This is a genomic window from Brevibacterium jeotgali (assembly GCF_900169175.1).
GTDB lineage: Bacteria > Actinomycetota > Actinomycetes > Actinomycetales > Brevibacteriaceae > Brevibacterium > Brevibacterium jeotgali.
Genome location: NZ_FXZM01000017.1, coordinates 1 through 14,250 on the forward strand (window position 1 = coordinate 1; position 14,250 = coordinate 14,250).

Consider the following 14,250-nt stretch of genomic DNA (forward strand, 5'->3'; position numbering starts at 1 on the left):
GCTCGAACACTTCCCGCCGTAGCCGCTTCAACTCCGACCGCTCGTCTTCTTCCAACGGACCGGTGGATTTTCCGTCCCCGTGGAGAAGTTCTTTCTCCTGCCGCACCCAGTTGCCCAGCGTCTGGGGGCCGACGTTGATTTCCGCAGCCACTGCCGCGATCGAGCGGCCTGTATCGATGACCAGATGCGCGGCTTCGCGCTTGTAGTCCTCGGTGTACGACCGTCGTTGCTTTCTGCTTGACGACATGCCAGACATCCTTCCAGCGGAACCCGTGATCCCGCTATCTCGGGTGTCCACAACTCGAGGCTAACCCCAGCCGACGTTGATTTCCGCAGCCACTGCCGCGATCGAGCGGCCTGTATCGATGACCAGATGCGCGGCTTCGCGCTTGTAGTCCTCGGTGTACGACCGTCGTTGCTTTCTGCTTGACGACATGCCAGACATCCTTCCAGCGGAACCCGTGATCCCGCTATCTCGGGTGTCCACAACTCGAGGCTAACCCCAGTGGCGGCGCAGCATGTCCTTGATCGGCTGGTTGAACGCGCCCTCGAGCACAGATGTCGCACGCGCGATCTCAGTGCCGTGTGTGGCGGCATCGATCCAGGTGAAGAGGTGCTGTTTCCGGATCAGCTTGGCCAGGAGTCGGTGGGCGCGGCGGGTGCGTTGATGCGTGTACCACCACTTCTGCGTCGCGGTGACGTGCGCGGGTGGTTGGACGCCGGGTTTCGCGTAGGTGCGGTGCTTGAGGAACGTCTCGTGGCGGGCTTCCCACTCGAGGAACGCGGCGGTCCACGTGGCGGCTTCGTCCTGGTCGGTGACGCGGGAGAGCGCTTTGGTCAGGGCGAGGAGTTCTTTGTTCGGTCCGAGCACGGGGCGACGAGTCAGATGTTTGTGGATGTCTTGTCGGATGTGGAACAGGCAGCGCTGGATGCGGGTGTGCGGCCAGTGCCGGGTGATGGTGGTCGTCAGGGGTCCGTTGCCGTCGATGATGGCGTAGTCGGGGGCGGGAAGGCGTTCGATGAGAGCGGTCCAGGACGCGGTCTTCTCCCGGTTGCAGAACTGCCAGTCGATGACGTGTGTGCGGGTGGAGGCGATGAGGACGCACCAGCCGTTGAAGTAGGTGCCGTCGAGGAAGAGCTCGGTGTGGATCTCTCCTGTGGGTGCTGGTGGTGGGGGTTCGACGTTCCAGCACCACTGAGTGCGGCGCCTGAGTGTGCGGGCTGGCATGTGCTCGTGGTGGGAGCGGCTGGTGGGGCCCAGCAGCCAGGACAGGAACGCGGTGAGTTCGTGTCGTCGTGTCGAGGTCGCGCGTTTCGGTGTAGTGGATGCGCCGCAGTGGGTGCATCGGTATCGGGTCCGTCCGGCGGTGGTTTTGCCGTTCTTCTTCAGTGGTCCGGCACACAGCACACAAGCGGCTCGATTGGAAGCACCCCACTGATGCTAAGCCCCGGGAGCTAAGCGATTGGCCTGTTGCTCAGTTGTGGTGCGGGCAAGCGCCCGATCACGGACACACTTTTTGGCCTTTAACCCGAAGTCTTTGAGGACCTCTCCGGTGGTCTTGTTCACGATGATGATGTGGCGGTCTTTGATGATGAGGACCACGCGGGTTCGGGCGTGGGTTCGCCCGACACCGATCGAGTACAGGCGGGTGTCATAGCGGAGCGTGACTTTGCCCTGCTTGTCGATTCGGTCGGCGCGGAATCTGACTGGTTCAGGTGGTTCCGTCGACGGGGTGTCCTTCGGTGCACGGATGTACGCCGCCCACGGTGTGGACCGCTTGGCGGAATGGACCCGTTCGGTGTTGTACACCACCTGGAACTTATCCAGCAGCGTCTGCAGCTCCTCGAGCGTGGCCGGTGCGGGTCGGTGCTCGACCCACTTCTTCATCGTCTGCTGGAACCGCTCGACTTTGCCCTGGGTCTGAGGGTGGTTGCCAGCCCCGTTGCGCTGCTCGACGTGGTGGGCGCGGAGCAGCTTCTCGAATCGGTTGATACCGCCGCGATAGCGGCTGGTGTAGATCGCTCCGTTGTCGGTCAAGGTCGCGGCAGGCCAGCCGTGCGTCCTCGCAGTGCGGGTGAGCGTCGACACGACCGTGTTGACGGTCGCGGACTCCACCGCGCTGATGTGCAGGCACGCACGGGAGTGGTCATCGAGCCAGGTGATGACGTCGACGGTGGTTGAGTTGGCCAGGCGCAGGTGGGTGACGTCGGATTGCCAGCACCCATTCGGCAGGGACGCCTCGAAGCGCCGCAGGGACGACTTCGGGCGCTTCTTCGGCTGAGCCTTCACCAGCCCTTCGCGGGACAGGATCCGAGCGATTGTCGCCCGGGACGGGAGTGTCTGTTCAGGGTGGTGGGTGCGGAGGTGTTCGAGGATCGTGGCGGGTCCGGCGTCGAGGCCCTGCTCGATGAGCTGGGTGCGGATCGCGGGGATCCGTTCGACGGTCTCAGCGGGTGTGGTGGCGGGGTGCGAATTGGGTCTGCGGGACTTCGGGTGGAAGGCATCGTCGCCTTCGAGGGCCCACTGTCTCAATAGTTTGGAAACAATCGCGGGAGAGACGCGGTAGGCGCGTGCTGCTTGGGCCTGGGTCATGGTGCCGGTGGTCACGGCCCGGACGATCTGTCGGCGGAGGTTCATCCCTCATGATGCGGATCCTGAAGTGTTTCCGATGTATCGAGACAGATGTTTCCGATGTAGTGAGACTCAACACCACACTCACCGCAAATGGTCGGACGGAGGGCGGGCCGGGTGGATCTCCACCCGGCCCGCCCTCCTGTCAGGCACTCAGGTCGGTCAGACGGTGTCTCGACGCTTCGGTCGTGAGCTGAGCATGACCGTTGCGGCGCCGACTGTCAGGAGGCCCGCTGCTGCGATCGCGAGGACGCCGGCATCGGAGCCGGTGCGAGGCAGCTCCGATCCACTGCCTCCATCATCGCCCGGGGCGCCGGTCACCGTGAATGAATCAGTGACCGTCTCGTCGCCGCAGGTGATCGAAACCTTCCAGGTTCCGGCGTAGTCGGCCGCGTTCGAACCCGTCCCGTAGAAGGAGAACGAGGCAGCGCCGTCGTCGTCTGCTTCGATCCCGTCGGCGTAGGCCACCTCATCGGAGCCCGGCCACATGACTTCGAGCGAGACCATTTCGCCCGGCAGGCAGTTGGAGGCGGCGACCTGGACACCCTTGTCGTAGTTCATGAAGTCCGCCGCGGACAGGGTTCCCGGCGACACCGTGATACCCGGGTCGAGGTTCGCGTCGTCGGACTCATCGCCGTCGTCTTCACCCGGCTGGCCGTCGTCGGTGTCCTCAGACCCGTCGCCGTCGTCCGAATCGCCGTCGTCCCCGCCCTCGTCGGACCCACCGCCGTCGTCCGAGTCGCCGTCATCGGACCCGGCGGTGAACTCGACTTCTGCGGAATCGAGCACATCGTCCTCGTCGGCGAGTTCGATCGCGAAGGTGCCCGCGATGACGTCGGCGCTGTAGTCGCCGTACCACTCGATGAAGTACGCGCCGACCGCATCGCCGTTCTCGTCAGCGTCGACCTCGAACTCCGTCGACAGGTCCGGGGTGTCCTCTGGAGCGATGACGCGGATCATGTACCGCTCGCCCGGTGCCAGGTCGCTCGCTGCGATCTGGAGGCCGCGGTCTCCGGGCTCGTCACCTTCCGGGACCATGACGTCGTCGACCTCGATCGAAGAGGGCACATCCAGTGCGGGATCCGCCTGGTCCTCGTCCTCTTCGTCGTCCTCGGTCTCGTCGTCCTCGATGTCGTCGATGATCTCGAACGAGCCCTGGTCGACGGGCTCGCCGTCAGGATCTACCACAGTGACGCTGCGGGAGCCTGCGAAAGTCTCCAGATCAGCGTCGGAGTCGACTGCGATCGTGTACGTCACCGTGAAGGCGCCGTCGCCGTCAGTGGTGGCTTGGAGTTCACCCGATGCTTCGGGCCCGCCCGCGACCGTCACGTCGTACTGGGTGTTCGGCTCGAGTTCGGTTCCGGAGATGGTGGCCCCGGTCGGCTCCTCCTCACCGGAGAAGTAGACGACGTCAGTGAGATCGACATTCTGAGGAGTGATGGTCACGTCCGCAGCATCGGCTGCTTCTGTCGGCTCTTCGGTGGGCTCTTCGGTGGGCTCTTCAGTCTCCGTGGCCTGGTCCGAGGGCGCCGCGGAGCCTCCGCCATCATCGGAGTCGCCGTCATCGTCTTCGTCGTCGCCTTCAGCGGGCGGTGCGGGCGGAGTCGTCTCCTCCTCGGAGGCCTCGGGTGTGTCATCCTCGGCGTTCTTCTGCTCCGTCTCCGCGGCCTCCGGCGTGGGATTCGCGGTCGGGTCTGCCCCCGCATCGGAGAGTGAGACGTCCTGAGTGTCCGGATCCTGCGCGAATGCTGCGACCGGTGCAAGAACGAGGCCCGCAGCTGTGAGGGAGGCGAGCACCGCGGGGGCGAGGGTCTCCTTCTTCATCACCGATACTCCATTCCGGTTCTCCGCCGTCGTGGCGAAGGATCCTGGCCTCGACCGGCCCCTCCACGCTGAGGGAGAACCGATCTCTTGAGGACCACAGTAGGAACACAGGGAGTGCGGAACAATTATTGATCATTGTGTTCGGACGGATCTGCCGATTCGTCATCAAATGTGACCGACCGTGATCCTTCCGTGATCCGTATGTCGTCGGAAAGACGCTTCGCACGCACCCCGGCGATCGATCGACCGCCGTCACTCGGAGACGACGCGCCTCAGATGAATGACGGCCCGCCGGCGTCCATGTGCGATACTTGAGCCGCCGCGTGGGCGGTGTGGGGCCTATAGCTCAGCTGGTCAGAGCACCTCGTTTACACCGAGGGGGCCGGGGGTTCGAGTCCCTCTGGGCCCACCAGAAGGTCTTTGTTCGAAAAGAAGGACTGAGGAGGCGGCAGTGCCAGCACAGACCGTCACACCTGACACCGGACAATCGCCGCGCGCGACCTCACCGACAGTAGAGCTGCTCCGCAACCGCAAGCTCATGATCTTCGTGATGCTCGGGCTGACGGCCGGGGTGGTGCTCTGGCTGACCGGCCTGACGACAGCTCTCGCTGTCACCGCCTACCTGGTGCTCAGCGTCGTGATCGTCATCACTGCCTCAGGCATGGTCCGGGATCTGATGCATGGTCATTGGGGGCTCGACGTCCTTGCTGTCATCGCCATGATCGCCACTCTTGCTGTGCATGAGTATGTCGCGGGGCTCATCATCGCGTTGATGCTCACAGGGGGCGAAGCGCTGGAGGATCTGGCCGCGCGTCGTGCAAGCCGGGAACTCGACCAGCTGCTGACCCGAGCCCCAGCGTTCGCAGGGCGGATCCACCCGGTGACCGGGGAAGTCGAACGAGTGGCGATCGAAGAGGTCGCGGTGGGCGATGCGCTGCTGGTGCGATCCTCGGAGATTCTCCCGGTTGACGGACTGCTGCTGTCGGATCACGCGACGATCGATGAATCGTCGGTGACCGGTGAGCCGATCCCGGCGAGCTGTCGCGCGGGCGACCCTGTGCTGTCTGGGACGGTGAACGGCACCACGAGTTTCACGATGCGCGCTCAGAAGGTGGCGGCCGATTCGAACTACGCATCGATCGTGCGGCTCGTAGAAGAAGCCGTGGAATCCCGCGCACCCATGGTGCGCCTCGCCGATAGGTATGCGCTGCCGTTCACTGCTGTTTCGCTGCTCATCGCAGGCCTCGCCTGGTTCCTGAGCGGTGACCCGGTGCGTTTCGCTGAGGTGCTCGTGGTTGCGACACCGTGCCCGTTGCTGATCGCTGCACCTGTCGCGTTCATGGGGGGTATGAGTTCAGCCGCGAAGCTGAACGTCATCATCAAAGATGGTGGCGTCCTGGAGGTGCTCGCCCGGGTTCGTTCGGCAGCGTTCGATAAGACCGGCACCCTGACGCAGGGTAAAGCCGATGTGGTGGATCTTCACCCGGCCTCCCGCACGGCGAGCGAGACGCTGCGGCTCGCGGCTGCCGCTGAGCAGTACTCCGTGCATGTGTTCGCCGACCCCATCGTGGCAGCGGCAAGAACCCACCAGCTCGAATTGCCGGAAGTGACGCATGCTGACGAAGTGGCGACGAATGGGGTGCTCGCCTCCCTGGTAGGGGGGGCCGTGGTGCGAGTCGGGAAACCTGCGTTCATCGAAGAGGTGACCGGGCCGATCGCCCGCCCCGCACTCCAAGCTGGAGAGACGGCCGTGTACGTGGCAGTCGGTGACGAACTGGCGGGCGTCATCATCCTGTCCGACCCGATTCGTCCGAACGCAGCAGACACCGTGACCCGCCTTCGCGAAGCCGGCGTGACAGAGATCGCGATGGTGACCGGCGACGTCACATCCACTGCAGAGTCCGTCGCACACGCGGTTGGCATCCAGACGGCTCACGCTGAGACCACGCCCCGAACCAAAGTCGAGATCGTACAAGCCATGCGGCCGCGGCCCGTGCTCATGGTCGGTGACGGGATCAACGATGCCCCCGTGCTGGCAGCCGCTGACGTAGGCATCGCAATGGCGGGCCGAGGGGCCACTGCTGCGAGTGAGTCGGCAGCGGCGGTGATCACCTCGAATGACATTGCGCGCGTGGCAGATGTCGCGTATGTCTCGCGGCGGACCGTGCAGATTGCGTTGCAGTCGATCTGGATGGGCATCGTCATCTCAGTGGGCTTGATGCTCGTTGCCGCATTCGGGTACCTACCCGCAGTGGTGGGTGCCCTCCTGCAGGAGATCGTCGATCTCGTCGCCATCGTGTGTGCACTCCGAGCGCTCCGAGCGCACAAGGGGGCGCGGCGAGACCGCGTCACTGGACATGAACCGCCAGCTGGGTGAATCAGTCGGCCAGATAACACTGGACGATGCTGATCGGTGTCGAGACGGCGACGTGGGGCGGGCAATCGTGGGACCACTCCCTGTGTGTTCTTGACGGAACTGCTCCTGGGTTCCCACGGCGGCCATCGAACGGGTCGAAGCGCTTGGTATGAATACCTCGCCACCATCTGGGACGCATCCGTTGTGGGGAGTACCTCTGGAGGTCCGTCCACTCATCGCAAGCTCGCGATCCACACAGTGACACGGAGCGGCGGCCTTCTCTGCCTATCGACGGGTGCCGATGCGACGGAAGCCCCGTCGCCGCGGATATCCGTGGCGACGGGGCTTCCGTCATGCTGCGTCAGAAGTCCGGAGATCCCGGCGAGCGCGCGTCACGCGAGGCTCAGGCCTGTGCCTTCCCGGTCTTCTCGAAGTAGAGATCCTGGATGCGCTGGCCGACCTCGGCGTCGATGTTCTTCCAGTACTGGAAGACGTTCGACAGGACGGGCTCCTGGACCTCGGGGATGAGGCTGCCGGTGACCGTCTCGACGAGGCGGTCGCGCTGCTCATCGGTGTAGACCTCGCGGACCAGCGTGTGCGCCTGTCCGAAGTCGTCGTCCTCCGAGTGCAGCGAGTACGCCGAGCGCACCAGAGAGCCGTCGGACTCCCAGCCGTTGTCCACCTGGCCCTGGGTGTCCTGGTAGGCGCGACCGTACGAGTTGGGCGCGTACACCGGGGCATCACCCGAGTGGTGGTACTGCATCGCGCCCTCCTTGTCGTAGGAGTTCGTCGGGTTCTTCGGCGCGTTCACCGGCAGCTGGTTGAAGTTCGTGCCGATGCGGTGACGCTGCGCGTCCGGGTAGGAGAACACGCGGCCCAGCAGCATCTTGTCGGGCGAGACGCCCGTGCCGGGCACGGTGTTCGCGGGGCTGAAGGCGGCCTGCTCGATCTGTGCGAAGTGGTTGACCGGGTTCTCGTTGAGTGTGAACCGGCCGACGCGGTGCAGCGGGTAGTCCTTGTGCGACCAGGTCTTCGTGAGATCGAACGGATTGAAGCGGTAGGTCTTCGCCTCTTCGTACGGCATGATCTGCACCGACAGAGTCCAGCTGGGGTGATCTCCGCGCTCGATCGCGTCGAACAGGTCACGGCGGTGGACGTCCGCGTCCTCAGCGGCGAGCTGTGCCGCTTCGTCGTTCGTCATGTTCTGCTCGCCCTGTTCCGTGTGGAAGTGGTACTGCACCCAGAACTTCTCGCCCTCCGCGTTGATCCACATGTAGGTGTGCGACGAGTAGCCGTTCATGTGACGCCACGTCTTCGGCAGGCCGCGGTCGCCCATGAGGTAGGAGACCTGGTGAGCTGATTCCGGCGAGTTGGTCCAGAAGTCCCACTGCATGTTCGCAGAGCGGAGGCCGGAATCCGGCGTGCGCTTCTGCGAATGGATGAAGTCCGGGAACTTCATGGGATCGCGGACGAAGAAGATGGGCGTGTTGTTGCCCACCATGTCGAAGTTGCCCTCGTCGGTGTAGAACTTCAGGGCGAAGCCGCGGACGTCGCGCCACGAGTCCGGCGAGCCCAGCTCACCGGCGACGGTGGAGAAGCGTGCGAGCATGCGGGTCTTCTTGCCCGGCTGCAGGAAGTCCGCCTTCGTGTACTTGCTGACGTCCTCGAGCACCTCGAACTCACCGAAGGCGCCGGAGCCCTTCGCGTGGGGGCTGCGCTCCGGGACGCGCTCACGGTCGAAGCGTGCGAGCTTCTCCACGAGGGCGACGTCATGGAGCATCAGGGGGCCATCGGCGCCGACGCTCAGCGAGTGGGCGTCGGATTCGCGCGGCGCGCCGGTCTCCGTGGTCGAAGGCTTTGTCGGATCAAACTGTGTCATGTTCTTCCTTCCGATCGAAACATGTCTCTGCAGGAGAGGTTGAGGGGGACTGGGGCCGGTTCGGGTCCGTGCGGGCCGATGTCATGCCGTCGAGGCGCGGGAGGCCTCCCACGCGCCGACGCACTCCGTGCAGACCGCCTGGAACGTGACGTCTGCGCTGAGGAGCACAGGCATCCCACTGGTGCCGACGGGGGAGAGGCACGGAGCATCTCCGGTCACGCAGTCCACGTCCTCGATGCGGTGGCACACCACACACCGGATGTGATGGTGGTTGTCGTCCGTCCGCGTCTCGTAGCGGGCTGCGCCCGGTGCGTCGACGCGACGGAGAAGACCCTTCTCCGTCAGGTCGTTCACGACGTTGTGGACGGATTGCATCGAGAGTGACGGGAGCTGTTCCGCGATGCCGGCATGGACTTCCGCCGCAGTGCAGTGCGGGTTCGCGGTGAGGAAGTCCAGTGCGGCGACACGGCCCGGTGTGGCGCGCATTCCAGCGCGGCGCACCTGGTCCGTGAGGTCGGCTTCCTGCATTCTCTGCATAGTTTTAGGGTAGTCGCTCTTTTGTGCCGTGGCAAATAAGGGGCAGGCAGTCGGCCCCTCAGGAGCGCAGCTGGCGCTTGAGGATCTTCCCGGAGGTGTTCTTGGGCAGCTCATCGATGAAGTGCACCGCCTTCGGCACCTTGAACGGTGCGAGGCGTTCGCGGACGTGGGCGATGACGGCATCGCCGTCGATCTCGCCCTTCTTCACGACGTAGGCAGTGATCGCCTCGATCCACTTCTCATCCGGAGTGCCGACGACGGCGACCTCTGCGACGGCGTCGAGCTCGAAGATCGCGTCCTCGACCTGGCGGGAGGCGACGAGCACGCCACCCGTGTTGATGACGTCCTTCACTCGGTCGACGACTTCGATGAAGCCCTCCTCATCCTGGACCACGAGGTCGCCGGAGTGGAACCATCCGCCCCGGAACGCCTCTTCCGTCGCTTCGGGCTTGTTCCAGTACCCCTCGCAGAGCTGTGGCGAGCGGTAGAGGATCTCACCCTGCTCGCCGGGAACCACGTCCTTGCCGGATGGGTCGACCACGCGGGTCTCGACGAAGAGCACGGGACGACCGGCGGATCCGGGGTGTGCATCGTGCTCCTCAGGCCGCAGCACGGTGCAGACAGGGCCCATCTCCGACTGACCGAAGGCGTTGTAGAAGCCCATGTCCGGCAGCGCCTCGCGCAGTCGCGCCAGGACTGGGCCGGGCATGATGGACGCGCCGTAGTAGCCCTTCGCGAGGCTCGACAGGTCACGTGCACCGAACTCGTCGTGATTGGCGAGTGCGACCCACACGGTGGGTGCGGCGAAGAATGCCGTGATCCGCTCCGTCTCGAAGATCTCGAAGAGCTGGGCCGGGACGGGGCCCGGGACGATGAGGTTGAACCCGCCCTTCATGAGCGCCGGCAGCAGGAACACATGCATCTGGGCGGAGTGGTACAGCGGCAGGGCGTGGACCATCCGGTCGGACGCCTCGAAGTCCAGGACGTCGAGGCAACTGAGGTAGTGATGGATCAGCGCGCGGTGCGTCATGATCGCGCCCTTGGGCGCCGATGTCGTGCCGGACGTGTAGAGCAGCTGGGCGACGTCCGTGTCGACGACGGCGAACTCGTCGTCACGCTGAGGTTCCACAGCGTCCGCAGCTGCGACCGGCACGAGGTCCTCGAACGTCCGGACCGACAGTGTCGGGCCGGATGCGGTCGCCGTCACGTGCTCGGCGAGCGCGGCGTCCGCGAAGACCACGGTGGCCCCGGAGTCCGTGAAGAAGTAGTCGAGCTCATCGCCGCGCATCTGGTAGTTGATGGGGACGTGGACGAGCCCCGCCCGCGCACAGGCGAGGTACGTGAGGACGTAGAGGTCCGAGTTCGCGCCGAATGCGGCGACCCGGTCCCCGTGCTTGAGACCCAGCCCCACGAAGTGCCTGGCCAGCGCGGTCACAGCGCTGTCCCACTCACGGTAGGTCCACGTGCGATCGCCGAATGCGACGGCCGTGGCTTCGGGGGTGCGCTGCGCCGTGCGGCGCACGACGTCGGCAACGGTGCTCTGGCGAGGTGATGTGATCTGTCCCATGGTGGGAACGTAGCGGACGCGCGTGACGCGTGCCACTCACGTCCGCGTCGTGGTCGACTACGGTGGGTCCATGGTCGAACCCACGCTCGCGCAGGTGCGCGCCCTCGTCGATGAACTGTGGCCGGAGGAGTACGCGGAGGCGTGGGACTCCGTCGGACTGACCGCAGGCGATCCGACTGCGCGGGTGACGTCGGTCCTGCTGGCAGTCGACCCTGTGGATGATGTGATCGCAGAGGCGGAGGAGACTGGTGCTGACCTCCTCGTGACCCACCATCCCCTCCTGCTGAGGGGGATCACCTCGGTCGCCGCCGACACTCTCAAGGGCGGTCAGCTCACCCGCCTCCTCCGTGCCGGGATCGCGCACATCGCCGCCCACACCAATGCTGATTCACAGCTGGGAGGCGTCTCCGACGCGCTCATCGAGACGCTCGGGGTGCCGGTCGAGGGACCGCTCGTGCAGACGGCCGGAGCTCCGGACGGGGTGGGCATCGGCCGCTGGGGCGACCGTGAGCCCACGACGGTGCGTGCGCTCGCGGAGACGCTCGCGAAGGTCCTGCCCGCCACCGTGACCGGTGTGCGGATCGCAGGCGATCCCGACGCCGAGGTCCGCCGAGTCGCAGTCTGCGGAGGTGCGGGCGATGGTCTCTTCGATTCCGTCCGAGAGGTGGGCGCCGACGTCTACATCACCTCCGACCTCCGACACCATCCCGCGACCGAGGCCCGGGACACCGCACATCGCGGCGCCGGCCTCCCGCACCTCATCGACATCTCACATTGGGCCGCGGAATCGCTGTGGCTCGACCGGGCGGCTGAATTGCTGGGAGAGGTGGCGGCCCAGCGCGGCTGGAACCTGCGCGTCAGGGTCTCCACCCGGCGCACCGACGCGTGGACGCTGCGGATCGCACAGGAGGACTGATATGGCCGACGAACACCTCTCAGAGGAGCAGGCAGCCGCACTGCGCGAGTGGATCGCGGAGGGCTCGCACCTGCGCACGCTGCAGCACGAGGCGAAGCAGACTGAACGACTCGAGGCGCTGCGAGCTCTTGCAGGTGAGCATGGCGAGCTGCAGAACGAGCGCACTCGCCTTGCCGCAGTCCACGCGGAGCAGGAGAAGGCCGCACGGGATGCGGAGAACAGCGCCGATGACGTGCGTGAGCGTGTGACGCGCACGGAGACGCGCCTCAACGACGGTACTGGACTCACCTCTCGGGACCTCATGGGACTGCAGGACGAGATCGCGGGCCTGCGCGAACGCATCGACGTGATCGAAGGAGAGCAGGTCGAAGCACTCGAGGCCGCGGAATCGACGGCCTCGCAGCTGGCGGATACCACTGCCAAGGCGGAGGAGGTCGCGTCTCGTGGACGAGAACTGCAGGCCGAGCGCGCGAGCGAGGGAGAGCGCCTCACCGGTGAGATCGCTGAAGTCGAGAAGATCCGTGCGTCACTGCTCGAGCGGATCCCCGCCGCTCTGCACAGCCGTCTCCGGGCGGAGGGCTCGTATCCGGCCGCCGCGGTCGTGACTGCTGGGTCCTGCGGGGCCTGCGGGGAGCAGCTCTCCGGCATGCTCGGAGACTCCTACCGGAACCTCGGCCCCGGGGGCATGCTCGACTGCGACGGCTGTGGAACGCTCCTGCTCAAGGTCGCGTGACGTCCGCCGCCGTCCACGTCGCGATCAGGACTCCGGCAGCACCACGGTGAGGGAAGCGGGCTTCCTGCCCGCAGCGGGCGTGAGCTCGACCTCGTACCAGGCGGATGCGGCCTCGGCGACGTCTTCCGCTGTGGAAGGCAGTGCGGCAGGCGAGCGCAGCAGCCTGCCGACCAGCTCACCGCGGGTGTGCTTCGCGAAGTGGGAGACCACCTTCCGCACTCCGCTGCGCACCTGGACCACGTCGATCGTGACGACCTGTGCAGACGGCCCCGGCCACGCAGCACGGTAGTCAGCGGAGCGGCAGTCGACCAGCAGCTCGTCGGCGAAGGCTTCGTTGAGCACCGGCGCCAGCTGAGGCCTCCACCACGTCTTCGCTCGACCGAACTCCGGCAGCTGCGCTCCCATCGACAGTCGGTACGCGGGGATCAGATCGTCGATCCCGACGATGCCGAACAATCCCGACATGACGTGGACTGCGGACCGCTTCTCCTCAGGGACCTGTGCGAGGTCGTCTGCGCCCATCGCTGCGAAGAGCACTCCCGTGTAGACCGAGCTGGCCGGCCCTGTCGGAGCACTCGCCAGGCGGGTGTTCGCACGGACCTCCTCGTGCAGCGATTTCCCGACGCCCAGCAGGGTGAGCGCGTCGCTCCGCGTGGAGGTCTCGACGAGCGTCTGGAGCATCTGGTGCCGTGCCTCACCGAGCTGCGGGAAGGTGAGTCCGGCGACGTCCACGGGATCCCCCGAGCAAGGCGGCGTCTTGCCCTCCGACGGGGGGAGCAGGATCTTCACGGGGCATGTCCTCCTGGTGACGCCGCGGGCGGGTGGAGATCGGAGTGACCGACCACGAGGACTGTACCGGTCGCCGCGATGCGAGGAGCGACCGGGTGAACGCGGATCGTGGGGAACCGCCGGGTCCTCCTACGCGGACTTCTCCTGGGCGCTCCTTCGGAAGAACTCCTCGAGGTGATGCTCACCCCACCGCTCCCCGATCGCGTCACGGGTGAACCCCTCTGACAGGAACTCGGCGAGGACGGCTGTGCGGCCACCGACGCGTCGGGCTGCCCAGACTCCTGCCGTCACCGCTGCCGCCGGGATCCGGATCATACGGCAGGGCTTCCCGACGGCAGCGGCCGCGAGCCTCCCGACCTGGTCGAAGGTGAGGACGTCCGGACCGCCCACGTCCCAGCTGCCGCTGGTGTCGCCCAGACGGTCGGCGCAGTAGGCGGCCAGGTCCGCGCCGTGGATGGGTGCGATCCTGACTCCGCGTCCGGGCGGCAGCAGGACGAATCCGGATCGGGCCATCGACAGGAACTCGCTCATGTCGGAGAAGTAGGCCGACGGATTCACGATCTGGTGTGCTGTCGACGACCGGGTCAGTGCCTCGGAGAAGGCCGTCTTCGACCGCGTGATCAGCGACCGGCCGACCGCTGCGTGCATGACGTTGACGAAGAGGAAGGAATCGACCGACGCATTCTCCGCCTCCTCCAGCAGGCGCAGGTTGGCCAGGTAGTCCACGTCCCACGGGCTGGCCTTCTGCCGGGTGACGCCGAGTGCGGAGCACACCCGGTCAGCTCCGTGGCAGGTTCCGGCGACGAACGACGGCGCGGTGATGTCGCCGACGCACCATTCCTCGACGCGACCCGCCAGAGACGGGGCGCCGAAGGCGCCGGGCTGCTCGGCGCGCTCCCGCGATCGGACGATCGCGCGGACTCGGTACCCTCGATCGGACAGCTCCCGCACGAGGTATCGGCCGACGTATCCGGTCGCACCCGCGACGACTGCCAGTTCAGGCACGGTGACTCCTCT

12 protein-coding genes, 1 tRNA gene and 1 pseudogene are annotated in these 14,250 nt (G+C 65.9%); 4 read left to right on the forward strand and 10 right to left on the reverse strand.

Features of this window, described 5'->3' with window-relative positions:
- The 5 genes and pseudogenes from BJEO58_RS13630 to BJEO58_RS13645 form a co-directional block, all read right to left on the reverse strand.
- A partial coding sequence (locus BJEO58_RS13630; protein WP_180951968.1) for a transposase occupies window positions 1–247 on the reverse strand: 247 nt, incomplete at its 3' end.
- A gap of 69 nt (window positions 248–316) precedes the next feature.
- A pseudogene (locus tag BJEO58_RS14825) lies at window positions 317–436 on the reverse strand (transposase); the annotation flags it as partial.
- A 60-nt stretch (window positions 437–496) separates the two neighbouring features.
- The gene (locus BJEO58_RS13635; RefSeq protein WP_144573822.1) at window positions 497–1,408 is read right to left on the reverse strand and encodes an IS1249 family transposase; all 912 of its coding nucleotides are present in this window, start codon (window positions 1,406–1,408) and stop codon (window positions 497–499) included.
- Window positions 1,409–1,441: 33 nt separating this feature from the next.
- Window positions 1,442–2,638, reverse strand: coding sequence for a DDE-type integrase/transposase/recombinase (locus BJEO58_RS13640; RefSeq protein WP_257904218.1), 1,197 nt, complete (start codon window positions 2,636–2,638; stop codon window positions 1,442–1,444).
- A 156-nt stretch (window positions 2,639–2,794) separates the two neighbouring features.
- Window positions 2,795–4,456 (reverse strand): LPXTG cell wall anchor domain-containing protein, encoded by a 1,662-nt coding sequence (locus tag BJEO58_RS13645; RefSeq protein WP_101590019.1) that lies wholly within the window; start codon window positions 4,454–4,456, stop codon window positions 2,795–2,797.
- Window positions 4,457–4,791: 335 nt separating this feature from the next.
- Here BJEO58_RS13645 and BJEO58_RS13650 point away from each other — a divergent pair.
- A tRNA-Val gene (locus BJEO58_RS13650) sits at window positions 4,792–4,868 on the forward strand.
- A gap of 39 nt (window positions 4,869–4,907) precedes the next feature.
- Window positions 4,908–6,833: a heavy metal translocating P-type ATPase gene (locus BJEO58_RS13655; RefSeq protein WP_101590020.1), complete on the forward strand. Its 1,926-nt coding sequence runs from the start codon at window positions 4,908–4,910 to the stop codon at window positions 6,831–6,833.
- A gap of 382 nt (window positions 6,834–7,215) precedes the next feature.
- Here the strand turns inward: BJEO58_RS13655 and BJEO58_RS13660 are convergent, their stop codons facing one another.
- The 3 genes from BJEO58_RS13660 to BJEO58_RS13670 form a co-directional block, all read right to left on the reverse strand.
- Window positions 7,216–8,691 carry a catalase gene (locus BJEO58_RS13660; protein WP_087005816.1) on the reverse strand — a complete coding sequence of 492 codons (1,476 nt, stop codon included), beginning with the start codon at window positions 8,689–8,691 and terminating at the stop codon, window positions 7,216–7,218.
- An 81-nt stretch (window positions 8,692–8,772) separates the two neighbouring features.
- Window positions 8,773–9,228 (reverse strand): Fur family transcriptional regulator, encoded by a 456-nt coding sequence (locus BJEO58_RS13665; RefSeq protein ID WP_180951969.1) that lies wholly within the window; start codon window positions 9,226–9,228, stop codon window positions 8,773–8,775.
- A 58-nt stretch (window positions 9,229–9,286) separates the two neighbouring features.
- Window positions 9,287–10,795 (reverse strand): fatty acyl-CoA synthetase, encoded by a 1,509-nt coding sequence (locus tag BJEO58_RS13670; RefSeq protein WP_101590053.1) that lies wholly within the window; start codon window positions 10,793–10,795, stop codon window positions 9,287–9,289.
- Between the two features lie 22 nt (window positions 10,796–10,817).
- Between BJEO58_RS13670 and BJEO58_RS13675 the strand changes: the two genes are divergently transcribed.
- Both BJEO58_RS13675 and BJEO58_RS13680 read left to right on the forward strand, forming a co-directional pair.
- The gene (locus BJEO58_RS13675; RefSeq protein WP_246075992.1) at window positions 10,818–11,711 is read left to right on the forward strand and encodes a Nif3-like dinuclear metal center hexameric protein; all 894 of its coding nucleotides are present in this window, start codon (window positions 10,818–10,820) and stop codon (window positions 11,709–11,711) included.
- Between the two features lies 1 nt (window position 11,712).
- Window positions 11,713–12,444: a zinc ribbon domain-containing protein gene (locus BJEO58_RS13680; protein WP_101590022.1), complete on the forward strand. Its 732-nt coding sequence runs from the start codon at window positions 11,713–11,715 to the stop codon at window positions 12,442–12,444.
- A gap of 24 nt (window positions 12,445–12,468) precedes the next feature.
- Here the strand turns inward: BJEO58_RS13680 and BJEO58_RS13685 are convergent, their stop codons facing one another.
- Both BJEO58_RS13685 and BJEO58_RS13690 read right to left on the reverse strand, forming a co-directional pair.
- Window positions 12,469–13,233, reverse strand: coding sequence for a YaaA family protein (locus BJEO58_RS13685; RefSeq protein WP_101590023.1), 765 nt, complete (start codon window positions 13,231–13,233; stop codon window positions 12,469–12,471).
- A gap of 129 nt (window positions 13,234–13,362) precedes the next feature.
- Complete coding sequence (locus BJEO58_RS13690; protein WP_246075993.1) at window positions 13,363–14,238, reverse strand: SDR family oxidoreductase; 876 nt, start codon at window positions 14,236–14,238, stop codon at window positions 13,363–13,365.
- Between the last annotated feature and the right edge of the window lie 12 nt (window positions 14,239–14,250).